Annotated in this window: 23 protein-coding genes; 12 read left to right on the forward strand and 11 right to left on the reverse strand. The window is 66.3% G+C overall.

Annotated elements, in window-relative coordinates; all coding sequences use genetic code 11:
- Positions 1 to 282 precede the first annotated feature (282 nt).
- The gene (locus ABZX86_RS30105; RefSeq protein ID WP_355128118.1) at positions 283 to 429 is read left to right on the forward strand and encodes a DUF1059 domain-containing protein; all 147 of its coding nucleotides are present in this window, start codon (positions 283 to 285) and stop codon (positions 427 to 429) included.
- 83 nt (positions 430 to 512) lie between these two features.
- Here ABZX86_RS30105 and ABZX86_RS30110 read toward each other — a convergent pair whose 3' ends face one another.
- Together ABZX86_RS30110 and ABZX86_RS30115 are read right to left on the reverse strand one after the other, a co-directional pair.
- On the reverse strand, positions 513 to 749 hold the full coding sequence (locus ABZX86_RS30110) for a hypothetical protein (protein ID WP_355128120.1): 237 nt from the start codon (positions 747 to 749) through the stop codon (positions 513 to 515).
- 37 nt (positions 750 to 786) lie between these two features.
- Complete coding sequence (locus tag ABZX86_RS30115) at positions 787 to 1935, reverse strand: amidohydrolase family protein (RefSeq protein WP_355128122.1); 1149 nt, start codon at positions 1933 to 1935, stop codon at positions 787 to 789.
- 298 nt (positions 1936 to 2233) lie between these two features.
- Between ABZX86_RS30115 and ABZX86_RS30120 the strand changes: the two genes are divergently transcribed.
- The 5 genes from ABZX86_RS30120 to ABZX86_RS30140 all read left to right on the forward strand — a co-directional run bounded on the left by ABZX86_RS30120 (position 2234) and on the right by ABZX86_RS30140 (position 8471).
- A complete protein-coding gene (locus tag ABZX86_RS30120; RefSeq protein WP_355128124.1) occupies positions 2234 to 3217 on the forward strand; it encodes an alpha/beta hydrolase in 984 nt (327 codons plus the stop codon).
- A 6-nt stretch (positions 3218 to 3223) separates the two neighbouring features.
- Positions 3224 to 4672 carry an aldehyde dehydrogenase family protein gene (locus ABZX86_RS30125; protein ID WP_355128126.1) on the forward strand — a complete coding sequence of 483 codons (1449 nt, stop codon included), beginning with the start codon at positions 3224 to 3226 and terminating at the stop codon, positions 4670 to 4672.
- Between the two features lie 55 nt (positions 4673 to 4727).
- Positions 4728 to 5789: an enoyl-CoA hydratase/isomerase family protein gene (locus ABZX86_RS30130; protein ID WP_355128128.1), complete on the forward strand. Its 1062-nt coding sequence runs from the start codon at positions 4728 to 4730 to the stop codon at positions 5787 to 5789.
- A 136-nt stretch (positions 5790 to 5925) separates the two neighbouring features.
- The gene (locus ABZX86_RS30135) at positions 5926 to 7083 is read left to right on the forward strand and encodes a CoA transferase (protein ID WP_355128130.1); all 1158 of its coding nucleotides are present in this window, start codon (positions 5926 to 5928) and stop codon (positions 7081 to 7083) included.
- Positions 7083 to 8471, forward strand: coding sequence for an amidohydrolase family protein (locus ABZX86_RS30140; RefSeq protein ID WP_355128132.1), 1389 nt, complete (start codon positions 7083 to 7085; stop codon positions 8469 to 8471). Before ABZX86_RS30135 ends, ABZX86_RS30140 begins: the two co-directional genes overlap by 1 nt.
- Before the next feature lie 44 nt (positions 8472 to 8515).
- Here ABZX86_RS30140 and ABZX86_RS30145 read toward each other — a convergent pair whose 3' ends face one another.
- Together ABZX86_RS30145 and ABZX86_RS30150 are read right to left on the reverse strand one after the other, a co-directional pair.
- Positions 8516 to 9055, reverse strand: coding sequence for a flavin reductase family protein (locus ABZX86_RS30145; protein ID WP_355128134.1), 540 nt, complete (start codon positions 9053 to 9055; stop codon positions 8516 to 8518).
- A 148-nt stretch (positions 9056 to 9203) separates the two neighbouring features.
- A complete protein-coding gene (locus tag ABZX86_RS30150; protein WP_355128136.1) occupies positions 9204 to 10025 on the reverse strand; it encodes an IclR family transcriptional regulator in 822 nt (273 codons plus the stop codon).
- A 565-nt stretch (positions 10026 to 10590) separates the two neighbouring features.
- Between ABZX86_RS30150 and ABZX86_RS30155 the strand changes: the two genes are divergently transcribed.
- Positions 10591 to 11454, forward strand: a complete 864-nt coding sequence (locus ABZX86_RS30155; RefSeq protein WP_355128138.1) for a mycofactocin-coupled SDR family oxidoreductase — start codon at positions 10591 to 10593, stop codon at positions 11452 to 11454.
- A 9-nt stretch (positions 11455 to 11463) separates the two neighbouring features.
- On the opposite strand, the gene ABZX86_RS30160 is transcribed toward ABZX86_RS30155, so the two are convergent.
- The 3 genes from ABZX86_RS30160 to ABZX86_RS30170 are packed head-to-tail and all read right to left on the reverse strand — an operon-like array spanning position 11464 to position 14635.
- Positions 11464 to 12690, reverse strand: a complete 1227-nt coding sequence (locus ABZX86_RS30160; RefSeq protein WP_355128140.1) for an acyl-CoA dehydrogenase family protein — start codon at positions 12688 to 12690, stop codon at positions 11464 to 11466.
- A 16-nt stretch (positions 12691 to 12706) separates the two neighbouring features.
- A complete protein-coding gene (locus ABZX86_RS30165) occupies positions 12707 to 13474 on the reverse strand; it encodes an SDR family NAD(P)-dependent oxidoreductase (RefSeq protein WP_355128142.1) in 768 nt (255 codons plus the stop codon).
- A 12-nt stretch (positions 13475 to 13486) separates the two neighbouring features.
- The gene (locus tag ABZX86_RS30170) at positions 13487 to 14635 is read right to left on the reverse strand and encodes an acyl-CoA dehydrogenase family protein (RefSeq protein WP_355128144.1); all 1149 of its coding nucleotides are present in this window, start codon (positions 14633 to 14635) and stop codon (positions 13487 to 13489) included.
- A 233-nt stretch (positions 14636 to 14868) separates the two neighbouring features.
- On the opposite strand from ABZX86_RS30170, the gene ABZX86_RS30175 reads away from it, so the two are divergent.
- From ABZX86_RS30175 to ABZX86_RS30185, 3 genes are read left to right on the forward strand one after another with little or no spacing between them, the layout of a single operon-like run.
- Positions 14869 to 15633 (forward strand): crotonase/enoyl-CoA hydratase family protein, encoded by a 765-nt coding sequence (locus ABZX86_RS30175; protein ID WP_355128146.1) that lies wholly within the window; start codon positions 14869 to 14871, stop codon positions 15631 to 15633.
- 22 nt (positions 15634 to 15655) lie between these two features.
- Positions 15656 to 16876: a CaiB/BaiF CoA-transferase family protein gene (locus ABZX86_RS30180; RefSeq protein ID WP_355128148.1), complete on the forward strand. Its 1221-nt coding sequence runs from the start codon at positions 15656 to 15658 to the stop codon at positions 16874 to 16876.
- Entirely contained in the window at positions 16873 to 18018 is a 1146-nt protein-coding gene (locus tag ABZX86_RS30185) for an acetyl-CoA C-acyltransferase (protein WP_355128150.1), read from the forward strand. The genes ABZX86_RS30180 and ABZX86_RS30185 overlap by 4 nt, the downstream gene beginning before the upstream one ends.
- Positions 18019 to 18064: 46 nt before the next feature.
- On the opposite strand, the gene ABZX86_RS30190 is transcribed toward ABZX86_RS30185, so the two are convergent.
- Positions 18065 to 19255 (reverse strand): acyl-CoA dehydrogenase family protein, encoded by a 1191-nt coding sequence (locus ABZX86_RS30190; RefSeq protein ID WP_355128152.1) that lies wholly within the window; start codon positions 19253 to 19255, stop codon positions 18065 to 18067.
- A 200-nt stretch (positions 19256 to 19455) separates the two neighbouring features.
- Here ABZX86_RS30190 and ABZX86_RS30195 point away from each other — a divergent pair, with 200 nt between their 5' ends.
- Positions 19456 to 20928, forward strand: a complete 1473-nt coding sequence (locus ABZX86_RS30195) for an FCD domain-containing protein (RefSeq protein ID WP_355128154.1) — start codon at positions 19456 to 19458, stop codon at positions 20926 to 20928.
- Positions 20929 to 21240: 312 nt separating this feature from the next.
- Positions 21241 to 22365 (forward strand): acyl-CoA dehydrogenase family protein, encoded by a 1125-nt coding sequence (locus tag ABZX86_RS30200; RefSeq protein ID WP_355128156.1) that lies wholly within the window; start codon positions 21241 to 21243, stop codon positions 22363 to 22365.
- Positions 22366 to 22495: 130 nt separating this feature from the next.
- Here the strand turns inward: ABZX86_RS30200 and ABZX86_RS30205 are convergent, their stop codons facing one another.
- From ABZX86_RS30205 to ABZX86_RS30215, 3 genes are read right to left on the reverse strand one after another with little or no spacing between them, the layout of a single operon-like run.
- Positions 22496 to 23662: a M24 family metallopeptidase gene (locus tag ABZX86_RS30205; RefSeq protein ID WP_355128158.1), complete on the reverse strand. Its 1167-nt coding sequence runs from the start codon at positions 23660 to 23662 to the stop codon at positions 22496 to 22498.
- Positions 23652 to 24884: a Xaa-Pro peptidase family protein gene (locus ABZX86_RS30210; protein WP_355128160.1), complete on the reverse strand. Its 1233-nt coding sequence runs from the start codon at positions 24882 to 24884 to the stop codon at positions 23652 to 23654. The genes ABZX86_RS30205 and ABZX86_RS30210 overlap by 11 nt, the downstream gene beginning before the upstream one ends.
- Positions 24881 to 26053 carry an amidohydrolase family protein gene (locus ABZX86_RS30215; protein WP_355128162.1) on the reverse strand — a complete coding sequence of 391 codons (1173 nt, stop codon included), beginning with the start codon at positions 26051 to 26053 and terminating at the stop codon, positions 24881 to 24883. Before ABZX86_RS30215 ends, ABZX86_RS30210 begins: the two co-directional genes overlap by 4 nt.
- Positions 26054 to 26085: the final 32 nt, after the last annotated feature.

A 26085-nucleotide genomic window follows, 5' to 3' on the forward strand; every position in this document is an offset into this window, starting at 1 on the left:
CCGGTGAACGGATTCATCCCTGAATGTCCACGTTAGTGACGGTTGGACTCCACCGTGAAACGGAGGCGCCGAGTACCGCACACATGACACGCCTCGTCACCCAATCGGGACGGTACGACAGCATCTCCGGGCCGACCAGTACTTCGGAGCTGTTGCGCCATAGCTCATCTCGGCTCTCGGACCACGTCATCGCCCCGGCGGAATCTCAACCGGCACCGACCGGCCGGCAAGCGCTAGTATCCATCGAAAGGGACATACCACAAACAAAAGAAGGATCATTCAATGAAGACACAACTCAACTGCCCCTGTGGCGAATACATTCGCGGCACCGATGAAGATGATCTGGTCACAAAGACACTCGCACACCTTGCCGAGAAACATCCCGACCACAACTACAGCCGCGACGAAATATTGTTCATCGCATTCTGACTCGCATATACGGCGGTGACGGCAACCGCTGCCGGCACCGTGCCCCTGCCCGAGGAGCCGACCGCGCAGCGGATGCCGGCCGACTAGGGTCCTTCCGTCGCGGCCGGCCTCGTGGCGTCGAGGAGATCGTCCGCGGCCTCCCGCAGGGCACGCAACCGGGATACGAGGAGTTCACGCTCGGCCACGTCGGTATCGCCCAGTTCGGGTAGGCGCAGTTCGATCTCGTCGATCGCCTCGCGCAGGCGGCCGTGAGCCTCCTCGCGGGTCAGCAGATCCAGGTCGGTCCAGTCGGAGCGCTCGGACTCCGGTTTCATGGTCATGCTGTGCCCCTTTCTGTCCGGCCCCGCCTCCGACGGCTCATGCCGGGAGGTTGTAGAGCCGTCGGGTGTTCAGTTCGACCATCTTGTGCACCTCGCCGTCCGGCACATCGGTGAAGACCTCCTCCGCATAGGCGCGGCTCTTGGGCCAGTACGAGTCGGAGTGCGGGTAATCGCATTCCCAGGTGATCTTGTCGACGCCGATGTGGTGCCGGACCTCCACGCCGAACTTGTCATCGATGAAGCAGCCGTGGAAGTGCTTGTGGAACAGATCCGAGGGCAGCACATCCTGATTGATGTTCTGGTAGAAGCGATGCCGTGTCCAGACGCTGTCGATCCGCTCCAACAGGTATGGGATCCAGCCGATTCCGCCTTCGGACAAACCCACCTTCAGTTTCGGGTGGTTGTGCAGAACCGGGGAGAACAGCAACTCGGTGGTCGCAGCCATGGAGTTGGTGGCGAACAATGTGGTGGTCACCGCGAACGGCGCGTCAGGGGACGAGTATGGCGGCTTGCCGGAGGTGCCGAAATGCAGGCACAGCGGCATGTCCGTCTCCTCCAGTGCGGAGAACACCGGATCCCAGTGATCGGAGTGGAAGGACGGAAGCCCCAGCGGCGCAGGGTTTTCCGGGAACGAGATAGCCTTCGATCCCTTGGCCGCGACCCGGTGTATCTCGGCGACGCACGCCTGCACGTCCCACAGCGGCAGAATACTGAGCGGAATCAGCCGGCCTACTTCCCCCGCCGTGCACCATTCGTCGAGCACATAGTCGTTCCAGGCCTGCACGCTCAGCATGGCCAGCGTGCGATCCTCGCCTTCCAGAAATACCGTGCCCGCGAAGCGCGGAAAAGACGGGAAGCACAATGCTCCCCACATCCCGTCCAGGTCCATATCGCGTAGGCGCGCCTTCGGGTCGTAGCAACCCGGAATCATCTCGTCGTAGCGGGTGGGCTCCATACCGAAGTCCTCGAGCTTCTTGCCCGCCACCGCGTTCAGGCCGATGTAGGGATAGACGCGGCCCTCGTAGGTCCACACCTCCGCCGGGGCCTGGCCCGCGGCGCGCGGCTGATCGATGATCCGCGGACCCTGTTCTCGATACTTGGCCGGCAACCGGTCCGACCAGAGTCGCGGCGGCTCGATCAGATGGTCATCGGTCGACAGCAGCTTCATCCATGGCTGCAACGGCATAGTTGTGCTCCCTCGTGGTGATCGCGGTGCCCGGGCAGCACTCGACAGAATGGGCTGTTCCAGCCCCGGCGCACGCTGGGCGGAGCCGCGAAGTCAGCTGTGCGCCGACCTATAAATCTATATCACCGAACCAAATACAGACCCCTGAATACATTCCACTCAGTGGAAGAATCCTGCTTGGCCACACATAGATGGCTACTACATCCCCCTCTGACTCGATTTTCGGAATATTCCTGCCACTCTTTTGCAAGTTGGGCTCATACTGCTCCCGGGAACCAGACGAGGGAAGGAGACCGCGATGTGTCGCGTGCGAGGCGAGCGTGTCCGCACCCCCGAGGCCGCACGCGGCAAACTGTGCGCGCGAGCGACATCGGGTAGCCGGGACCCGGTCATCGCCCAGATCGCCGATATCGGCGGAATACCGATGTCGGCGCTCCTGATCGAAGTACCACGGCCGCGCGCCGTCATTGTCGCGCTGCACGGCGGCGGCACCAGTTCGGCGTACTTCGACTGCCCCGGGCATCCCGAACTCTCGCTGCTGCGGACCGCGGCGGCGGCCGGGTTCACCGCGCTGGCCCTGGATCGTCCCGGATATGGTTCCTCCCAGCGCTTTTCGGACCGGTTCAACGATCCCCAGGTACGCGTCGACGCCATGTATACGGCGATCGACGCCCATCTCGGTGCACTGCCCCGCGGCGCGGGCCTCTTCCTGGCCGCACACTCCGCCGGATGCCAACTGGCACTGCGGATGTCCGCAGACCGCCGCGGCGGACAGCTGCTGGGCCTCGAACTAGGCGGCACCGGGCGGCGACGGTCCCCGATCTCCGATGACATCCTGGCCCGGCCACTGTCACTCCGGCAGCGGATATCGGAGCTGCTGTGGCAGCCCGCTCATCTGTACCCGCCCGCACTGGCCGGCGGGACGCTCATCGGCTCCGGCGGTCCCCGGCCGGAGACGGCAGCCGGGGGATCCTGGGGAGAGCTGATGTTCCCGAAGCTCGCCGCGCGCGTACGAATTCCCGTGCACTACAGCGTCGGTGAGCACGAACGGGTGTGGCGCACTGATGCCGAAGGACTCGCCGATGTGGCGTCGACGTTCACCATGGCACGGCGACTGGTGCTCGCCGTACATCCCCACAGCGGGCACAACCTCAGCGTCGGGTACGCGGCCACCGCCTATCACCTGAGCCTGCTGGCCTTCGCCGAGGAGTGCGTTCTCGCCCGCGAGATCTCCGACTCTCCCATTGCCACAACACTATTGAATGACTCAGTGAAAGGATGAAGGACATTGAGTAGCACCATCAACATCGATCCTGCGGTCGAAAGCCTCGGCTCGGGGATCATTCCGGTCTTCAACCCGTCGACGGAGAAGCAGATCGCGGAGGTCGTCGATTCCGACCAGGCGGCCGTCGACGCCGCGGTGGCCCGGGCCCGTGAGACATTCGAGTCGGGCGTCTGGCGCAAACTGCCGGCCGCACACCGGGCGGATGTGCTCTTCCGCGCCGCGAACATCATCAGGGATCGCACCGATGAGCTCGCCGAGATCGAGGCCCAGAACAACGGCATGAACGCGGTGGCCGCGCGGCACATCATCACGGTGTCGCTCGACATGCTGATGTACTACGCGGGTTGGGTCGGCAAGATCCACGGCGAGTCGAGCAATATCGTGTCCGACGGCCTGCTCGGCCACTACGAGAATTACCACGCGTTCACCCAGCTCGAGCCGGTCGGCGTCGTCGGCCTCATCATCCCGTGGAACGGACCGTTCTTCGTCGCGATGCTCAAGGTCGCGCCCGCCCTCGCGGCAGGATGCAGTGCTGTCCTCAAGCCCGCCGAGGAAACGCCGCTCACCGCCTTGAAGCTCGAGGAGATCTTCCGTGAGGCCGGTCTGCCGGACGGCGTGCTCAATGTCATCACCGGCTACGGCGAGACCACCGGTGCAGCGCTGGCCGCACATCCGGACGTCGACAAGATCGCTTTCACCGGGTCGACCGAGGTCGGACGGCTGATCGTCAAGGCCGCCGCCGGCAATCTCAAGCGCCTCACGCTCGAGCTCGGCGGCAAGTCGCCGCTGATCATGTTCGACGATGCCAATCTGGACAAGGCGATCATGGGGGCCGGGATGGGCCTGCTCGCCGGCTCGGGTCAGAACTGCTCGTGCACCTCGCGTATCTACGTGCAGCGCGGCATCTACGAACAGGTCGTGGACGGTCTCGCCGCATTCGCCAAGATGCTGCCGATGGGCGGCAGTGATGATCCCAATTCGGTGCTCGGGCCGCTGATCAGTGAGAAGCAGCGCCGGCGCGTCGAGGGCATCGTCAACGACGGTGTGGCCGGGGGTGCGCAGGTGGTGACCGGCGGCCGGGTGATGGACCGCCCCGGCTACTTCTACGAGGCGACGATCGTCACCGGGACGACACCGGATATGCGACTGATCCGCGAAGAGATCTTCGGACCGGTCGGCGCGGTGATCCCGTTCGACGACGAGGACGAGGCGATCGCTGCCGCGAACGATACGGAGTACGGACTCGCCGGCTCGATCTGGACCGAAAACCTCGGCCGCGCTCATCGCGTCGCGAATGAGCTTCGTGCCGGCCAGATCTGGGTGAATTCCGCGCTCGCCGCGGATCCCTCGATGCCGATCTGCGGTCACAAACAGTCCGGGTGGGGTGGCGAGCGCGGCAAGAAGGGCATCGAGTCCTACTTCAATACCAAAGCGGTCTACATCGGCCACTGATCGGGCCACCGGTGGATGATCGGTCGCGCAGGTGCGCATCGAGAGGAGCTGATCGATGAACGATTTCTGTGGAATCGCCAGCGATCCGCTCCTGTCCGATGGCCTGGAACTGACCACGACGGGCGAACCGGCCCGGCCGCTAATCGTGCTGGATCTGGACAGCTGCCGCGATGCCACGCCCGCGCAGATAGGGCGTGTCGCGGCTATGGCCCGCGAGTCACTGTCACTCGTCGTCGCGGTGCTGCACAGTCCGATGGACCCGCGCCTCGGGCCGATCCTCAGCGCAGCCACGCTGACCCTGACCGAGCATCCGGAATCCGAATTCCGTGAATTAGTCAGGGTCGAAGACACCGCGAAAGCACTGACGGAACTGCGCACTGCCGTGTCCCGCTCGCCCTGTGCCGCAGTCGCCTGCGGCCAGTTACTGCGCCAGACCGCAGTGCTCGATACCGGTCCGGCGCTCGCCGCCGAAGCCGCGGTGTACTCGATGCTGCTGGGCGGCCCGGAATTCGCGCACTGGCTGACCGAACGCGGACCCGCGAAACCCGCACTCCCGCATGGTCGAGACCTGATCCGGCTGCAGCGCGCAGACCGCCATCTGTCGATCGTGCTCGATCGCCCTGACCGCCGCAATGCCCTCGATGCGCAACTTCGTGAGGAACTGCTGGCCGCCGCGCAGCTGGCGATCGCCGATCCGGATATCACGACAGTTCAGCTCAGCGGTGCCGGGCCGGCCTTCTGCAGTGGCGGTGATCTGGACGAATTCGGCAGTGCGACAGACCCGGTCGCCGCATATCTGGTCCGGCTCGATCGTGCGCCGTGGCGCGTGTTCGATCGCCTCGCCGACCGTCTCGTCGTACGTACGCACGGCGCGTGCGTCGGCGCCGGTGCGGAACTGGCGGCCTTCGGCGGTACGGTCACCGCCGCCCCGGGCACCTACTTCCGATTCCCGGAGGTGCGTATGGGCCTGATACCGGGTGCGGGTGGCACGGTCAGCGTGCCTCGCCGGATCGGCCGCTGGCGTGCCGCCTGGGCCATGCTCACCGGAGTACGACTCGACACGTCGACAGCACTGCGGTGGGGCCTCATCGACCAGGTGGAGCATGACCATGCCTGAGGTATCGACCGATTACCGTACCACGGGGTTCACAGCGAGAGACATTGTGGCCGAATGGATTACGCCTGGACAGCGGCCAAACACACCTTCCGGCCGGCCGGATTGCGCGGCACTGGCCTGGGCAGCCTCCGGCGCGATGGCGCTTACCGGGCACGAGACAGGGCCACCACTCATCTCCCCCGCCCCGGCCTACGGATTACTGCGCGAGGCTGTGCGCCTGCTCTCGGCGATGACCGGCGATACGGGTCCGCGCGTCGAGGTCGATGCCGCGGAAATACTCTCCGGACGCGCCGGATTGCGAGGTCTGCGGCGGGCCGGACTCCGGTCCGCCGGTGGCACGAGCCGACTGCTGCGCACCGCGGACGGCTGGTGTGCCGTGACCCTGGCCCGTCCCGACGATATCGAGAGTGTGCCGGCGATACTCGGTTGCGCACCCGTCACTGATCCGTGGGCTGCACTCGAAGAAGCCGTAACACACTGGCCTGCGGCAGTTTTCGCGGACCGCGCACAGCTGCTCGGCGTACCCGCGGCGGCATTGCCCGCCGCGCCGGGCAATGCCCCGCCCTGGCACACCACCCGGATCAGCGCGCCCACCGCAGCGACCTCGATGCGAGGGCGCCTGATCGTGGATCTGTCCTCGATGTGGGCGGGGCCGCTCTGCGCTCGCCTGCTCGGTCTGGCGGGCGCCCGCGTCGTCAAAGTGGAGAGTCTCCATCGCCCTGACGGCGCCAGACACGGAGACACGCGGTTCTTCGAATGGCTGCACAGCGGGCACGAATTCCGCGGCATCGATTTCCGATCCACCGGGGGCCGTGCCGAACTCTCCGAGCTGATCGACACCGCCGACATCGTGATCGAAGCTTCACGGCCGCGGGCACTAGCGCAACTGGGCCTAGCCCCCGAGCATCGCGAACACCACGCGGGCAAGGTATGGATGAGCATCACCGGCTATGGGCGTGCCGATCCGGCGCGCGTCGCCTTCGGCGACGACGCCGCGGTGGCGGGTGGACTGGTCGGCCGGCATGGCGGTGAACCGGCATTCTGCGCGGATGCCATCGCGGATCCGTTATCCGGAATCTGCGCCGCCCTCGCAGCGGTATCGGCGGTACGCGCGGGTGGCGGTGTGCTGATCGATCTTTCGATGCGTGATACCGCAGCGGCATTCGCGTCCGCGCCTGCTCTCCGGCACGGCGACCACCCGGTGCGTCGCGGCGCCGATGGCTGGATTGTGGAGTGCCCGGAGCGCCGACGCTCCCAGACAGTCTTGCCACCCCACATCCTTCAGCAGGGCTGATGCTCATCCGACGAGCCCGAGTCTTCGGCACCAGTTTTACGGACGTCCGCTTCGACGGCGGGCGCATCACCGAATGCGGAATCGGCCTGCGCCCACTGCCGAACGAGGACGACATCGATGCCCGCGGCTGTTGGTTGCTCCCCGGTCTGCACGACCACCACGTCCATCTGCGATCACTCGCCGCCACCTCCGGATCGGTACGTGTCGGACCGGCACACGTGAGCACGCTCGCCGGCCTCACGGCTCGTTTGTTCAGTGCAGACTCGGAACTTCCTGCGGGAGTGTGGATTCGAGGAGTCGACTACCACGAGTCGGTCGCTGGGTCACTGGACCGGCGGGCGCTGGACCGTATTGTCGACTCTCGCCCGGTGCGGATCCAGCACCGATCGGGCGCGCTGTGGATGCTCAATTCGGCCGCATGCACGGCCGTCGATCTCGACGAATGCCGACTGCCCGGCGTGGAACGCGATGCCGCGGCCCGGCCCACCGGCCGGCTGTGGCGGCTGGACGGCTGGCTCGGCACCCGAACCGACTCGGCGCCGGTGGATCTCACCGACCTCAGCACCCGGGCCGCCAGGCTGGGTATCACCGGATTCACCGACGCCACCCCGGCGATGGGCCACCCGGACATCGACGATTTCGCCGAGTCCGTCGCAGCCGGGCGGATCCGGCAGCGGCTGCACTGCATGGCGCCTCCCGGTATCACCGACCCGGGCACCGCGCGATTCTCCCTGGGCCCCACCAAGATCCTGCTGGACGACACCACCCTTCCCGAACTGGACGATTTCATCGATCGAATCCGCGCGGTGCACGCGGCGGGCCGTCCGATCGCCGTGCACTGCGTGACCCGAGTCCAGCTGGCGCTCACGATCGCCGCGCTGGATTCCGCCGGTGTCCGCAGGGGCGACCGCATCGAACACGGCGCCCTCATCCCGGTCAATGCCATGGCATGGCTGCGAGAGCATCACGTACCGGTCATCACCCAGCCGCACTTTCCGGTGGAGCGCGCCGAGCAGTACCGCCGCGAGGTACCCCACGAGGACCAGCCGGATCTGTGGCGACTCGGCTCACTGATGCGCGCCGGGGTTCCGGTCGCCGCGAGCACGGACGCTCCCTTCGGCACTCCGAATCCCTGGTCGGCGATCCGGGCGGCGGTGCACCGGATGCCTTGGGGTGCAGGAGAATTGGAGAACATTCCGTTGAGCAGGGCGCTATCGCTGTTCTTCGGCGCCCCCGAACAACCCGACCGTCCGCGCCGGATCGTGCCAGGCGAGGTCGCCGATCTGACACTACTGGGGGTGCCACCCGAAGATCTGCGCGCCGGATCGCCTACTCCGGCCGTCACGGCGACCATCGTCGATGGAAAGCCGGTTCACCTGATGAATTAGACGATGCCGCTGCGTTCCGCCGCGCGAAGCCGCACCGGCCGAGGTCACCACCAACCGACGAGCCGGTCCATCACCAGCGTCGCACTGGCCAGATAGTCGCCGTACCCGCCACGGAAGAACAGCAGCGGCGTGCGCACCGACTCGATGTTCAGATCACTGACCCGGCCGACAACCAGGTGATGATCGCCGACCTCGACGATCTGTTCGACCGTGCAATCCACCCAGGCCACGATGCCGTCCAGGATCGGATTGCCCAGCGGCGACTGTATCCAGTTCACGCCCTCGAATTTGTCCCCGCCACGAGTCGACATCCGCCGCGACACCGGCTCCTGGTTCCCGGCAAGGGCATTGGCGCAGAAACGACCGGTCTCCCGAATCATCCAGAAGGTGGCAGAGGATCGGGCGACGAGAAACGACACCAGCGGCGGATCCAGCGAAACCGAGGTGAAGGTCCCGACGACCGAACCGGCGGCCCGGCCATCGGCCGTCGTAGTGGTCACCGCGACCACACCGGACGGAAAGTGGCCCAGCACATCGCGAAAGCGCCTGGTATCCAACGCCGTCGGTTCCGGAAGCGCACTCATCGGGTCCCACCCTTCTCGCCGCACGATGCCCTGCGAGGCCCCATGCCTCGACTGACAGGCAGTGTGCGCCGCGAGCGGTCCGCGCATGCGGATGTTCCCACCTACCGGAAGAGCACTCTCGCTGAATTTCTGCGATACCGCCTGCGTCTCAGAACCATTCGCCGCGTTCGCCCATCGAGACGATGCGCCCGAGAGTCGCACTGGGGACCTGTTGACCCGGTGCACCACGCACGAGGGCGCATTCCAGAGGCTGCTTGCACGCCACACCCCCGATCAGTGATTCCGCTATGGCCTGCGCGGTGTTCGCCACCAACGGCGCCAGTCGATCGAGTGCCGATTGCGAGCTGCCGACCAGCGACACCGCGGCAACGGGTCCCTCCGGGCTGCGGACCGCCGCGCCGACGCACGCGATCTGCGGGAAGCACTCGCCTGATTCGAAGGCCAATCCTTTGCGGGCGCGGATGCGGATCAATTCGCGGTGCAGAACATCGCGATCGTGGATGCTGCGTGCGGTTCGCGTGGCCAGGTGACCCCGGTACAGCTCGTCGATCTGCTCCGGTGGCAGCCAGGCGAGCATGCTCTTGCCGACGGCAGTGCAGTGTGCGGGCACTCGGCCCCCGACAACAGAGGGCACGCGCGCGGCCGCCTTACCGCCGAACTTGTCCAGATAACAGGTCTCCGCACCGTCCAGCACAGCCAGGTGCACGACCCGCTCGGTGCGCACCGAAAGTTCCTGCAGCAGTGGGAATGCCGCCGCACGCAACGCGCCGTGGCCGACCTCTCTCCCGCCCAGTCCCAATGCCCTCGGACCGAGCACGTAGTCACGACCGGTGCGCTCGAGCCAGCGCAATCGAACCAGCTGTTCCAGGATGCGATGCGTCGTCGAGCGCGGCAGACCCGTCCGGCCGGCGACGTCCTCCAATGTCAGTCTCGCCCGGGGCACACCGAACGAGTCCAGGATCAGTGTCATCCGCTCCACCATCGACGGTGGAAGCTCATGCCGCTCACCGACGGTGACAACACTGTCCCTCGAGCCTGAGATCATCAGACCGGCCTCTCACTCGGGGCTGCTCAACCTTCAACTCAAGCATACCCAAAGAGGATCCTTAATTCGACAGGATCGGAAAAAGTTCCGACACCTCCACGCCACCAGCCATAGAATCGGTACCTCACACTGTCAATCCCCATAACTAAGTACACTCTTTGTGGCTCCCGGAAGTTCCGATTCGACGGACGCTCATCGTCCTCGTGATAGCCGCGGCGCCGGCGACAACCTCCGTATCAGCTGACGCGTCCACATCGGCCGGCGCGCAGCGCCGCGGCGTCCCAGACCGCGCGCTGGGCGACCACAGCTCTACCACCCGCTCAGACCTGATATCCGGCCCTTCTCACCCAGTGGAAAGTCTTGCACTCAGATGTTTTTCACCAGACACGGTGCGACCGGCCCTCGTCTGCCTCCCGTCCTGCGGGACAGCGGCGCCTGTACCCCGCCGCGACTCCTACCCTCGGCGAGCACCGCGAGGAAAGGAATCACCATGGGCCGAGTACAGGACAAGGTCGTCTTCATCACCGGCGCCGCGCGCGGACAGGGGCGCGCGCACGCACTACGGCTCGCGCAGGAGGGCGCCGATATCGTCGCCGTCGACCTCTGCGCGGATATCGCCTCCAACAGCTACGCGCTGGCAAGCGAGGATGATCTCGCCGAGACCGTGCGTGGCGTGGAGAAACTGGGCAGGCGCATCGTCACCGCCACAGCCGATGTGCGGGATCCGGCGGCGCTGCGGGCGGCGGTCGCCACCGGAGTATCCGAATTCGGCCGGCTCGATGCGGTCGTGGCGCAGGCCGGAATCTGCCCGCTGGGACCTGAGCAGACAGCTCAGGCGTTCCTCGATGCGGTCACCGTCGACTTCAACGGGGTGGTCCACGCGGTGGACGCCGCACTCCCCCATCTTCCCGACGGCGGCTCGATCGTGGCCACCGGATCACTTGCCGGACTGGCCGCATCCACCACCGACAATCCCGCACTCGGCCCCGGTGGGCTCGGCTACTCGTTTGCCAAGCGCACTGTCGCCTCCTTCGTCCACGATCTCGCAACAGTGCTGGGGCCCAGGCGAATTCGCGTCAACGCGGTCCACCCCACCAATTGCAACACCGATATGCTGCACAGCGACGTCATGTACCGGACCTTCCGGCCCGATCTGGACGACCCGACGCGCGAGGATGCCATGACCGCCTTCCCCGCGATGTCGATCATGGGAGTGCCCTACGTGGAGCCGGAGGATGTCGCCGAGGCGGTGCTGTTCCTGATCTCCGACTCCTCCCGGTACATCACCGGAATGCAGTTGCGGGTCGACAGCGGCGGGTATCTGAAGAAACGCCCGCAACAGCCGGCCTTCTGACCTCCCGGCTCAGCGCGAACGCCCCGCAGGGGGCACCGCCGGATCCCGTGGCAATCCGAGAACCTGTTCGGCGATCGTATTGCGCTGGATCTCGGCCGTGCCCGCACCGATCGTCGAGGCACGGGTGCGCAGAAACCCCCACACCCATCGGCCCCGCTGCACCGCATGCGGATCGTGCCGATCGAGGACACCGTAGGCCCCGAGCATATCGAGCGCGAACTCGTGCAGATCCTGCTCGAATGTGACGATGAACAGCCGCGCCGTGGACGACGCCGGACCGGGCTCACCCTTGGCCATGATGTCGGCGATGGTCCGCATACCGGTCAGACGCATGATGCGGACGCGCATCTCGAAATCGGTGAGCCGATCGCGTACTAGCGGATCAGCCGTCATGCCGCGCTCACGCAGCAGATCTATCAGTTCGTCGAGGACTCTCCGGTACAGCGCGGCCTGATTCATCGCCCCGGCCGCCCGCTCGTGGCCGAGGCTGGTTCGCACCAGTGGCCAGCCGCCGTTCTCCGCACCGATTCGATTGACCACCGGCACGACCACATCGTCGAAGAAGATCTCGCAGAAGTGAGCGTCGCCGGTCAGGTCACGCAGCGGGCGGACGGTCACTCCGGGTGTGTGCGCATCGATGAGCAGATAGCTGATGCCGTCCTGGCGCGAGTCCGGCGGACCGGTGCGGACAAGCGTGAAGAGGATGTCGGCAATGTCGGCGGAACTGTTCCACAGCTTCTGACCGCTCACCACGTACTCAGCCGCGGCATCATCCGGGCCGCCGCCCACCCGCAGCGCGGTGGTGCGCAGCGCCGAGAGATCCGAACCGGCATCGGGCTCGGAATAGCCTTGCGCCCAGACCATATCCCCACGCAGCATCGGCGGCAGAAACCGCCGGCGCTGCTCGGCGGTGCCGTATTTGATGATGGTCGGTGCCGCTATGCCGAGTCCGGTGCCCAGAGGTCCGGGTACCCGGGCGCGCGCGTACTCCTCCTGATAGATGACCTGGCGACTGAAGTCCAAGCCCATCCCGCCGTACTCCCGAGGCCAGCCCGGGCCCGCATAGCCGGCATCGAAAAGCGTTGCCAGCCAGTGCTTCTGCCAAGCGAGACGCACGACGGGGTCGGACGGGCGGCGGCCGGGACGACTGTCGGTCAGGAAGGCACGGAAACGCGCGCGGAATTGCGCATCGGTCTCGACCAGGCCGGGACGCTCCCGAAAGGGCGTTGATGTCACTGGAATTCCCCTCGGCTCAGCGCGGAGCCATACGGATGGCGCCGTCCAGTCGGACGGTCTGGGCGTTCAGGTACGAGTTCTCCAGCATTTCGATGGCGAGGCGGGCGAACTCGTCCGGGGCGCCGAGCCGTTTGGGGTGCGGCACCTGGGCGGCAAGGCTCTCGCGGATGATGGCGCGCAGCCGGCCCAGCATCGGGGTATCCATGATGCCCGGCGCGATGGTGTTCACCCGGATCTGCCTGCTGGCCAGATCACGCGCGGCGACCAGGGTCATGCCGTGCACACCCGCCTTGGAGGCGGTGTAGGAGGTCTGTCCGATCTGGCCGTCGAATGCGGCGACCGAGGCGGTGAGAACCATGGCGCCGCGGTCGCCCTCGACGAGGTCGTTGACCGCCATCCGAGCGGCGGCCAAGCGCAGCACGTTGTACGTGCCGACCAGGTTCACCCGCACCACCTCGGCGAAAGTGTCCAGCGAGCCGGGATTGCCCTCCTTGTCGAGGATCCGGACCCGATCACCGCCGCGCCCAGCGCAATGGACGACGAATCGCAGTGGCCCGCGCTCGCATGCGGTGTCCAGTGCGGCAGACATCGCGGTCTCGTCGGTGATGTCCGCGGGCACGAAGCGGGCCGCGTCACCGAGTTCGGCGACCGCCTTCGCGCCGTGTTCCTCGGAGAGGTCGGCGATGACCACCTGCGCACCGCGATCGACCATGCGGCGCGCGGTGGCCAGGCCCAAACCCGACGCGCCGCCCGTGACCAGTGCGCTGGAACCGTGCATGTTCATCGATGGAACTCCTTACAAGCCAAGGGATTTGCTGATAATGATCTTCATGACCTCGCTGGTGCCGCCGTAAATGCGCGACACCCGGGCGTCGGCGTACAGCCGTGCGATCGGATAGTCGAGGATGTAGCCGTAGCCGCCGTGCAGTTGCAGGCAGCGGTCGACGATGCGGCCCTGCACCTCGGTGCAGAACAATTTGGTCCGGGCCGCGTCGACACCGTCCAGTTCGCCCTCGACCAGAGCGGCGATGGCCGCATCGAGCATGGTCTGCGCGGCCTCGAGTTCGGCCGACATGGCAGCGAGCTCGAATTTGGTGTTCTGGAACTCGGCCACTGTGCGGCCGAATACCCGCCGGTCCCGGACATGTTCGAGGGTCCGGTCGATGGCGGCCCGCGACTGCGCGACCGCACCGACCGCAATGGCCAGCCGCTCCTGGGCCAGATTCCGGCCCAGGTAGGAGAACGCCGCACCCTCGGCGCCGAGCCGATCGGCCACTGGCACCCGAACGCCGTCGAAGGACAGTTCTACGGTGTCCTGAACGGTCAGGCCGAGCTTGTCCAGTGTGCGGCCTACGCTGAATCCGGGCATTCCCCGCTCCACCACCAGCAGCGAAAGTCCGGCTCGCCGATTGTCGGGGTCGATGGACGTGCGGGCGGCGACGATCACAAGATCGGCGTGGTATCCGCCGGTGATGAACGTTTTGGACCCGTCGAGAACGTAATGGTCGCCGTCACGAACCGCTTTGGTCGTGATCCCCGCAAGGTCCGAGCCGGTGCCCGGTTCGCTCATAGCGATCGCGGTGTACAGCTTCCCGGAGGCGAGTCCGGGGAACCATCGCGCCCGCTGCGCGCCGTCCGCGAGCGCGAGGAAGTACGGCAGGACCACATCCAGATGGGTGCGCAGACCCCCCAGGGTGACAGCGGCCCGCGCGGCCTCCTCCTGGATGACGACGTTATAGCGGTAGTCCTGCACGCCGCCGCCACCGAACTCTTCGGGAACAGCGGTGCCGATGATGCCGAGTTCGCCCAGCGCAGTGAATAATTCGCGCGGAACGTGCCCGGCGCGCCGCCAGTCTTCGTACACCGGAACCACCTCGCGGCCCAGATAGTCGCGGACCAGCTGCCGGAAGTCTTCGTGGTCTCGGGTGAACAGAGTGCGGCGCATCCGGCCTCCTCCTCATCGTGGGGCCCGCCCCCGGGCGGCGAACAGTCGGTCCGCGTCGCCGAGGATAATTCAGTACACGGTTTTATCAGACTCAGTGTCATGGCGCGAGGCGCAACCGCGCCCCACTTGCCCACTCAGCGGTAATCCCACTGCCGCGCCTCACTCGTCACGGATATTAAGGGTCCTATTTACTGGTTCTACGGATCGGTGCCCACCGACCCGAAGGAGGACAAGTGTCAGATGTAGTCCTGCTGGAACGCCGCGGAGCGGTCCAAGTCATTACGATCAATCGCCCGCAGGTACGTAATGCTCTCGATGCCGCAGTCGCGAAAGCCGTGGCCGCCGCCGTTGACGAACTAGACGAATCGGAAGATCTCAGGGTCGGGGTGCTCACCGGCGCGGGCGGAACCTTTTCCGCTGGATGGGATTTCAACGCGTTCCTGCGTGGCGAAAGCCCCGCGATCGAGGGCCGGGGCCTGTGCGGCATCGTCAAGACCCCGCCGCGGAAACCACTGATCGCCGCGGTCGAGGGCTGGGCACTTGCCGGAGGTTTCGAACTCGCCCTGGCCTGCGATCTGATCGTGGCATCCCGGACGGCCCAGTTCGGTGTCCCCGAGGTGCGGCGCGCACTGGTAGCCCGCGCGGGCGCGGCCCTGCTGCTCCCGCGCAGGATCCCCTACGCCCTTGCCCTAGAGATGCTGCTGACCGGCAGCCCGATCGGTGCCTCTCGTGCCGCCGAGGTCGGCCTGATCAACCGCATCACCGACGAGGGCGGGGCGCTCGCCGGGGCCCTCGAGCTCGCCGGAACCATCGCTTCGAACGGCCCGCTCGCGGTGGCGGCGACCAAACTCATCGCTAGATCCAGCCACGACTGGACACTGCCCGAGGCCTGGGACAAACAAGCCGAGATCACCGAACCGGTCTTCGCCTCGTTCGACTCCACAGAGGGAGCCACTGCATTCCTCGAGAAGCGCCCGCCCGTCTGGCGGGGCCGCTGACCACGATGGCCGGGACTCAATCATGAGCACCGGACCGTTGGCCGGGTACCGCGTGATCGAACTCGGAGGCATCGGACCGGGCCCTTTCGCAGGAATGCTGCTGGCCGACCTCGGGGCCGAAGTCGTGCGCGTGGACCGGCCTCAGCTCGTCGGCGACCCGAACGCGGGCGGACCGGCAGACGTCATCAATCGTGGAAAACGTTCGGTCGCAATCGATCTGAAGCATCCGCGCGGAATCGCCGCGATCCTCGATCTGGTCGAGCACGCCGACGTACTGATCGAAGGCTTCCGGCCCGGAGTCACGGAACGGCTCGGCCTGGGGCCGGACGACTGCCTGGCACGCAATCCCGCCCTCGTCTACGGCCGCATGACCGGATGGGGGCAGGACGGACCGCTGGCTGCTACAGCAGGTCACGACCTCACCTATATAGCTCTCACCGGGGCGTTGCACGCCATCGGCGCAGCAGGCGGGCCACCTCAGATTCCGCTCAACCTGATCGGCGATTTCGGCGGCGGGGGCTGTTATCTGGTGATCGGGGTGCTGGCAGCCCTGCACTCGGCCCGGCACACCGGTCGCGGGCAGATCGTCGATGCCGCCATCGTGGACGGCACCACGCACCTGCTCGCGAGCACCTTCGCCAAGCTCGCCCGGGGCGTGTGGACCGATGAGCGTGGCGTCAACCAGCTCGACGGCGGCAGCCCTTTCTACGCCGTCTACGAGACCAGCGACCGCCGGCACGTCGCGGTCGGAGCCCTGGAACCCAAGTTCTACCGCCAGTTCATCGACCTGCTCGAACTCGACACCGACCCCGGCGCACAGTACGACCGCGCCACCTGGCCCGAGCTCCGGCGGCGGCTGGCAGCTCGATTCGCCGAGCGGACCAGGGATGAATGGGATGCGTACTTCGCAAACACCGACGCCTGCGTCGCCCCGGTCCTGAGCCTTACCGAGGCAGCAGGCCACCCGCAGCTTGCCGCCCGCGGCAGTCTTGTCTCCCGTGCCGGAGTCACCCAGCCGGCCCCCGCACCTCGCTTCTCCGCGACACCCACCGGACCGACCGGGATCCCACCCGTTCTCGGTGCCGATACCTATGCCGTCTTCACCGAATGGCAAGCCGGCGATATCGACGAACTACTGCGCGGCGGCGCTGCCGCCCAAGCGACCACACCCGCCGCACCCCCAGCGGCGGACCGAGCCGGCACCGGGCCGAGCCGGAACTCCAGCGAAAGGACATGCTCATGAGAGACGCCGTCATCATCGACGCCGTGCGCACCCCGATCGGCAAGCGCAACGGCACCCTGGGAACACTGCACGCGGCCGACCTGTCGGCACACGTGCTCAATGCGCTCGTGCACCGCACCGGCATCGATCCCGCCATTGTGGACGATGTGATGTGGGGATGCGTCACCCAGATCGGCGATCAGTCGAGCAATATCGGGCGGATCGCGGTGCTCGCGGCCGGATGGCCCGAACACGTGCCGGGGGTGACCATCAACCGGGCCTGCGGCTCCAGCCAGCAGGCCGTCGACTCCGCCGCGCACGCCGTCATGTCCGGACAATACGACGTCGTCGTCGCGGGCGGTGTGGAGACCATGACCAGGGTGCCGCTCGGCGCACACCGCGTCTCCGGCCAGCCCTACGGGCAGACGGTTCTCGACCGCTACGGCAAGGCCGAGTTCAACCAGGGCCTAGGTGCCGAACTCATTGCTGAGCGGTATGGGCTCAGCAGACTGGCGCTGGACGAATTCGCCGCCGCCTCGCACACCAAGGCCGCAGCCGCGATCGACAGCGGCGTTTTCGACGACCATGTGGTGCCGATCGATATCGACGGCACGAAGTTCGCCACCGATGAAGGTCTTCGGCGCAGCACGACCCCTGAGGTTCTCGCCAAATTGAAGCCGTCGTTTCGGCCGGACGGAGTAATCCACGCGGGAAATTCCTCCCAAATCTCCGACGGCGCGGCAGCGCTGCTGATCACCACCGCTGAGCGGGCGCGTGAGCTCGGTCTTACGCCGATCGCCCGCTACCACAGCGGTGCCGTGAGCGGAGCCGATCCCGTCACCATGCTGCTCGGGCCCATCCCGGCCACCGAGAAAGCACTGGGACGCGCCGGATTGACTATTGACGAGATCGGTGCGTTCGAGGTCAATGAGGCGTTCGCGCCGGTTCCGCTGGCGTGGTTGGCCGAGACCGGCGCGGATCCGGACCGGCTGAACCCGCTCGGCGGCGCCATCGCGGTCGGGCACCCGCTCGGCGGCTCCGGAGCGATCCTGATGACGCGACTGCTTGCCCAGATGCGCCGCGAACAGCTGCGGTACGGACTGCAGACGATGTGCGAGGGCGGCGGCACCGCCAACGCCACCATCCTCGAACTGCTTGCCTGAATACTGCCGAAAGTGGTTCGCGCCCAATACCTCCGGGCGCGAACCACTATCGCGGCATACCCAGTCCGCGCTCGGCGATCTGGGTGCGCAGAATCTCGTTGGCGCCGCCGGCGATGGTGTAGGCGCGCGAGTACAGGTGCGCGTCCTGCCACCATCCGCCCGCGACGACCTCCGGATCGGATTCGGTCCGCAGTCCGGCGGTGCCCTGCAATCGCAGCCCGAAACCGGCCAGATCGTGGTTGAGCTCGCTGAAGAAGACCTTTCCGAGAGCGGCGTCGGCGGGCTGCTCGGTACCGTGCAGCAGGCGGGACTGCGCGAGGTTCACGATCGCCGCATTGACGTGCACTCGAGCCGCGAGTGCACCGAGGGACTGCTGGGTAGCCGAATCCTCCAGGGCGGAGCCACCTTTCACCGGCGTCGCCGCGGCCAGCCGCAGTAGATCTGCCAGCACGGTGAACAGCTCCGCGCCGCGGGCGGCCACACCGGATCGCTCGCGCGCGAGACTGCTCATCGCCACCCGCCAGCCCCCGTTCACCGGGCCGATCACATTCGCGGCCGGAATACGGACACCATCGAGGAAGACCTCGTTGAAGTCGGCGGTGCCCGTGATCTCGCGCAGTGGCCGGATCTCGACGCCGGGAGTCCGCATATCGAGCGCGAACGCGGTGATACCCTGATGCTTCGGGACCTCCGGATCGGTGCGCGCCAGCAGATAGCCCATGGTGGCGTGCTGGCCGTTGGTGGTCCACACCTTCTGCCCGTCCACGACGTACACCGCGTCCTCGCCGTCGCCCTCGCGGCGCGCGCGGGTCCGCAACGCCGCCAGGTCGCTTCCCGCTCCGGGTTCACTGAACAGCTGGCACCAGATGTCCTCTCCGGAACGGATCCGCGGGAGAAGGCGGTCCCGCTGCGCAGCGGTACCGAAGTCGATCACCGCGCCCGCGGCCAGCGTTGCCGCCCCGATGGGCGGCCAGGTGCCCGCGCGGGCGATCTCCTCGGCGACAATGAACGGTTCCAGCGGATGCGCCTGCGGGCGGCCACCGTATTCGGCAGGCCAGTCGATGCCGAGGAAACCTGCCGAATACAGCTGCGCGGACCATGCCTGGATGGCCGGTACCAGTTCGGGCGCGGGAGCGCGCACCCCCGCGTGTGCCTTGGTACCCGGCCCGTGCGCGGCGACGAACGCCCGCACGCTCCGGCGGAACGCCTCGAGTTCCGGTGTGGCTTCCAACCGCATTTCTACCCACTTCCGAACCATCGGCGACACCGCCGGTGGTTCTCGATCCACTCCCGGAAGAATACCGGCGCACACTCGGAACAACCGGATAACAGTAACCCTAATGAGATCAGTCACTCCAGCATTCACACGTCGGCGCAGTATAAGCACTCACGACAGTTAGACTGAGGATCCTCAATTCTATTACGAGGAGCGTGCGCATGGCGATTGCCGTCGAGGTCGAGCCCGCAGATAGTGAGCCCGGAGTCCCGGCAGCCAAACTCGCCACCCAGATCGCCCGGCGGATCGAAGAGACCGTCATCCGCCGCGGCTGGTCCGTCGGCGATTCGCTGGGATCGGAGGAAGAACTGCGCCGCCAGTTCGGAGTGAGCCGATCCGTACTGCGCGAGGCGGTCCGACTGGTCGAGCACCACCAAGTCGCCCGGATGCGCCGCGGGCCGAACGGCGGTCTCTTCGTCTGCGCACCCGACGCCGGCCCGGTCACCCGGGCCATCCTGATCTATCTCGAATTCGTCGGCACCAGCGTCGCCGACCTGCTCGAGGCGCGCCTGCTGCTGGAGCCGATCGCGGCGGGTCTGGCGACCGAGCAGATCACCGAGGCGGGCATCGCCACTCTGCGGGCCACTCTCGACGACGAATCCGCGCACCGGGACGAACCGGGCATCCCCACGCGCGACCCGGTGCACACCGTCATCGGCGAACTTTCCGGAAATCCGGTGCTGCACTTGTTCATCGACGTGCTGATTCGCCTCACCCTCCGGTACGCGGCCAGCACCCGCGGGTTTTCCAGGGCCGAGATGATCGCGGAACGCGGCGCCACCCACGACTCGCATCGGAGGATCTTCGAAGCGGTGATCACCGGTGAGAGTGCGCGAGCTCAGACCGCACTCACCGCACACCTCGACGCGGTGGCGGCCCTGATCGACCCCCGCCCGGTACCGGGCCCGACGCGGGTTCCCGGCGCGACGGCCGTACTCGACACGGCCGATGCACCCCGCGCCAAACTGGCGGAGGTGGTCGCGGCCCGCATTCGTGACGATATCTCCCAATGCGGTTGGCAGGTCGGCACATTGCTGGGGTCGGAGTCCGCCCTGCTCGCCCGTTACGGCGTCAGCCGTGCGGCGTTGCGCGAGGCGGTCCGCCTGCTGGAGTACCACTCCGTCGCCCGGATGCGGCGCGGTCCCGGAGGGGGTCTGATCATCACCAGCCCGGAACAGCAGGCCAGCGTCGACACAACGGCGCTCTTCCTCGAATTCCAGCGGGCCACCGCCGACGACCTGCGGATAGTCCGCAATGCCATCGAACTCGGCATTGTCGCCCGGGTATCGGCCCGCTACGCCGAGGGCTACACGGACGTAGCGCAGCGGCTCAGCGCGGCCGTGCGACGCCCGTCCGAGGGCCCGCCCGGCGACCCACGCAAAGCAGACTTCTTTCACACCGAAATGGCCGAACTAGCAGGCAATCCGGTGCTGTCGCTGTTCCTGTCGATAGGCATCGAACTGTTCCGCCGGCACACCAGCGGTCACGGTGGCCCACTCCCGGGCGACCGGGCCGTCGATGAGGTCGAACAAGCACACGGGCGCATCCTCGACGCGATTCTGCAACAGGACGCCGGTGTGGCTCGGCAGCGCATGCGCCAGCATCTCGACGCCCTACTGCCGTGGTGGCATTGACGCCCATCCACTCGGTGGGATCGGTAAGGCCTGGACAAGCCGCTGCGGCCTGTAGGCCACCGGCTCGTCCAGTCAGCGGAATCCTCCGAGCGTGGCGCTACCGCATTCGGGACCATCCGGGCACGGATTGCCGATCGACGACGGAGTTGCGGGTGGCGTGAGCCAGGCCCGGTCTGGCCGTCGAGCGGGCTGAGTTCCCTTCCGGCACAGGGATATCCACGGCGCATTCAGGAGCGGAAAGATGACGGCACATTCGATCTCCGGAACCGGCACAGCGGCCCCGCAGGCGTCGATCACCGATGGCGGTGACCGGTGAACTTCGAGCTCAGCGATGAGCAGGAGATGCTGCGTGACGCGGTATCCGCGCTGCTCTCCGCACATGCTCCGCTCGAGACGGTGCGAGCCTGGCTGGACCGCGACGATGATGTCGATCCCCTACTGTGGCGGAGGGCGGCGGACCTCGGCTGGCCCGGCATGGTCGTACCTGAGCATTACGGCGGCACGGGTCAGGGTTTGGTCGAACTGGCGCTGGCCGCCGAGGAGAGCGGACGGGCGCTCGCCCGCGGTCCGTTCCTGTCCACCGCAATTGTCGGCCACGCCCTCACGGTTGCCGGATCGGCAGGGCTGCGGCAGGAGGTGTTGCCCGATTTGGCGGCCGGATCGGTCTGGGCCACTTGGGCTTTCGCGGAGAATTACGCACCCTGGACGCTCAGCGGTCTGCGCACCAGGGCACAGTCCGACGGTGACCTGTTCATCCTGGACGGGGTCAAGACCGCGGTGCAGGATGCCGGTGCCGCCCGCTGGCTGCTGGTCACCGCGCTGCACAACGATATTCCGACGTCCTTTCTGGTCGACCGCGATGCCGCCGGGGTTATTGTCCGGCGGGAACATTCTCTGGATCCGACTCGAACCTTCTACGAGATCCGGCTCGAAGGTGTACAGGTCCCCGCCGAGCGCCGTCTCGACGGAGGACCCGAAGCCGTGCAGCGACTGCTCGACTACGCATCGGTGCTGAACTGCGCCGATGCGCTCGGGGCGATGCAGCGGATGCTCGACCTCACGGTGGGCTACACCGGGGTGCGCGTGCAGTTCGGGCAACCGATCGGCAGCTTCCAAGCCGTCAAGCACGCATGCACCGATATGGCGCTGCTGGTGCACGGCTCCCGTGCCGTCACCTATTACGCGGCAATGGCCGTCGACGGCCAGGCCGCGGACGCCGCTACCTGGGCCTGCTCGGCCGCCGCCTATATCGCCGACTGCGCAGGTGATGTCGCCGGCGCCGCCCTGCAATTGCACGGCGGCATCGGATTTACCTGGGAACACGACCTGCACCTGTATATACGCCGAGCCGAGACCAACCGCGTGTTGTACGGCGACGCCGATGTGCATCACGACCGGCTGTGCTCACTGCTGCGGCGCTCCCCCGCCTCCCGGTGAACGAAAATTACCCGCAGCCGCTGAAATACAAAGGCGCCGTTCCCGATCCACCGATCGAGATTTTCGGTGGATCGGAAACGGCGTTGTCTTCTCTCGTAGTGGACTGTCCGCTACGAGGGTCGTGCGGCGGTCATACGCCTCGGTCACCATGGCCCGGTGCGGAATTCCACGAGGGGCCGGCGGTCAGCACTTCGTATCCGTAGTCGGTGATCAACACCATTTCGCGGCCGAAGACCGCACCGACCCCCTGCTCCCAGACGTAGCCGGTGACAGCGAGCACCATCCCGGGTTCCAACGTCTCCGCCGCCGCGGTGGCGGGGAGCTCCGAGGACACCACGGGCGCGTCGAAGCCCAGGCCCAGCGCGTGCACCACGGGCATGGGCGGCAGTGATTCGCCCGCGTCCCGGTAAGCGGTGAGGAATCCGGCGGCGGATTGCCCGGGCCGGCAGGCGGTCAGCAGGAGCGACCAGAGCCGGTCCCACCGCTGATAGAGGGCCTCGGAACCCTCCCGAGGCGGGCCGGCGGGCCAGGTCCGGCCGATCTCGGCGATATAGCCGTTAGCGATGACCCCGGAGGAGAAAGCCACCAGATCACCGGCCTGTATCCGATTGCTGGGCGGTGTGCCGCCCGCGTCGCCGACTCGGCGCCAGGGGTGCTCGGGAGAGGTCACCCACGCGGCATCCTGGGTAGCAGGAGTGCTGACACCACCGGCTGCCATGGCCTGCAACATGATTCCGGTGAGGCTCTGCTCCGTGACATCGGGCCGCAATTCGGCGACAGCCGCCGCGAGGCCCGCCTCCGCGATGCGGATCGAATCCCGCAGCACCGCAATCTCATCCGGGGTCTTGATACGACGGGCCGCGCGGATGGCCGGTTCACCGTCGACCACTTCGGCCTGAGGAAACGCCATCGGCAGGAATTGGCCGAACAGCGGGGACAGCGCATCGGTGCCCACCCGGCGGGCGGTTGCGGATCCGGCGATATTCTGCAGTATCGCGATGATATTGAGCGGGTTCCACATGATGCCGTACAGGTGATCGTGCGGAATGTCGTCGGGGACACCCTCGTCCCAGACGCTCAGCAGGTGGATGTCGCCGGATTCGCGGACCACCACGCATCCGGGACCGAAGGGCCGGGTGCCGGCCGTCCACAATTGCGGCGCACCGCTCACGTAGCGAATATTGGCCTGTCGTCCCAGTACGAGGATGTCGAGGTCGTGGGCTTCCATCTGGGCCAGCACCCGCTCCCGCCGCCCGACGCGGAGAGCTCGGTCATCGGCCAGGATCTCAATCGCCATAAGGCGTGTACGGGTAGTCGGTCAATTGGATGAAGCCTTCCTCGGTGATCACGATGATGTCCTCACTGCGGTAGCCGCCAGTGCCGTCCTCCCACACCACCGGCTCCAGCACAAACGTCGTACCGGCCTCGAGAACGAAGTTCTTGTCGAATTCCTCGCCCAGATCGGTTCCAACCATCGGCATTTCGGCCGGACCCACGCCGATACCGTGCCCCAGATAGAAATGCGGCAGCCACGGTTTGCCGCCACCATTGGCTTCGATCGCCGCCTCGGCCAGATCGGCGCACGTGGCGCCCGCGCGCGTGACCGCGAGCACAGAATCCCTGATATCGCGCCATTTCGCGTATTGCGCCTGCTGCCTGGCGGTCGGGTCCTGACCGACGATCCAGGTGCGGCCGAAATCGGAACAGTAGCCTCCGTAACTGATGCTGACGTCGATCCACAGCACATCGCCGCGGGCGAGTTCCCGTTCCGTGGTGGACAGCGGCAAGGCCAGATCTTCGTGCACGGTCCAGACGCCCGCCGCTCTGCTCTCCGGCATGACCTGCCAGATGGCGTCGAGAATGTTTGCGGTCGCGCCCAATTCGAACGCGCGACGGACAAAGGCCGCCGACAGATCGATCTGCCGGATGCCCGGCGCCAGCGCTGCCTGCACATCGACCATCGCGGCATCGGTGATCCGGCACGCCGTACGAATGCAGGCAAGCTCGTCCGGCGTCTTGACCAGTTTGGCGGCGCTCAGCACCAGGGCGGCATCGGTCGGCGGGCCCGAGGGGAACAGTGCCCGGCCGGCACGCCGCATCGCGCCCGTGTACTGGTCGACGGCCACCTTCGCACCGGCCGGAATGATGTCGGCCAGGGCGCGGGTGAATTTCTCGATGCCTTCGTCGAATTCGGGGTAGACGGGTCCGTGGACGTGGTCCGCGGGCAGTTCCGATTCCTGCGCCGAGCCTTCACGGAAGGGCATGAAAAGATGCGGCCATTCATCGCCCGCCACCACGACCGCCACGGGGCATTCCACGTGGGTCAAACCGGCTTCGCCTAGGGGCCAACTGGTTCCGGTGGCGTACATGACCGACTGGTCTTCGAGCAGAATCAGCGCGTCGACACCCTGTTGCTTCATCGCCGCGCGTAAGCGAGTTCCGGTTTCCCGGAGCATCCTCGAGCGATCCGGTGTATCCGGAATTATTATCGACGGCTGCTGTGCGACCGAGTTCGTCATTCGATCCCCAAGAACGACTTGATATTTCCGCTGACGATCTTCTCGGCCTCTTCCGGTCCGACAGCGTCCACTACCAATTTGAGCGACTTCTCCGAATATCCGAAAGTGCTTTCATTGTGCGGGTAGTCGCTGGACCACATCACCTTGTCGACGCCGATCTGGTCGATCAAACGAAGCCCGAGCGGGTCCACCATGAACGAGGACCACATATTATTTTTCCAATAGTGTCGGATGGGATGCTGCAGTACCGGATCACACATGTGCTTATAGGACGCGTAGAGGTGCTCGGCATCCTGCAGCGCCGACGGAATCCAGGCGATGCCGCCTTCGAACCAGCCGATCCGCAGCTTCGGATGCCGATCGAGAATGCCCGAGAAGATGTACTTGCCGAACATCTCCCGGAACGAATCGACGTTCACCATCATTCCGACCACGATGGTGTTGTATTCGCAGGGGCTCTTCAGGGGCGTTTCCCCGATGTGATGGGTGACGGGTATGCCCGACTCCTCGATCTCGTCCCACACCGCGTCCATGGCGGCACTGCCGAAATCGATCTGATTGCCGTCGGAGTCGACACCGGGGTTGAGCGGCATCAGGAAGGTCTTGAGCCCCAACGACTTCAGTTCCGCCAGTGTCCGGCGAGTGCCCTCCGGTTCCCACCAGTTGATCAGGCCGACACCGTAGAAGCGCCCCTTGGAACGCTCCTGAAGTCCGGCGATGTACTGGTTGTAGATGCGGAAGAGACGTTCACGCATCTCCTTGTCGGGGTGGTGGAAAATCGCCAGAACCGCGTTCGGAAACGCGAGTTCGGTGTGCACGCCGTCGCCGGCAAGCTCCTCGATGCGGGCTTCGAGGTTACCGCTGGCAGCTCCGACCAGGTCGTCGTACTGCATCAGTACGGCGCTGAATTCCCCAGGGAGGAACGACTGCCCGCTGTGGCCGACCTGATAAGCGCCGTCCTCGTACCAGATCCGGGGCGCCTGCTCCTTCAGCTCGTCCGGCAGCTGCCGGTAGAAGATGTCATCCGACAGCGAGACGTGATTGTCCGCGGAGAACACCAGGGTTCCGGGCGGCAGACCCAGGTCGCCGGTGGCGTGGCCCTTCCGGTTCTTCGGCGCGCCATAGCCCTCCTCCGGATAGAGCCCGACGGTCTTCTGCTGGCTTGTCATTGCTTGCCTTCCGATTCGAGTTTATTGTCGCG

The sequence above is a fragment of the Nocardia sp. NPDC006630 genome, from assembly GCF_040611495.1.
Lineage (GTDB): Bacteria > Actinomycetota > Actinomycetes > Mycobacteriales > Mycobacteriaceae > Nocardia.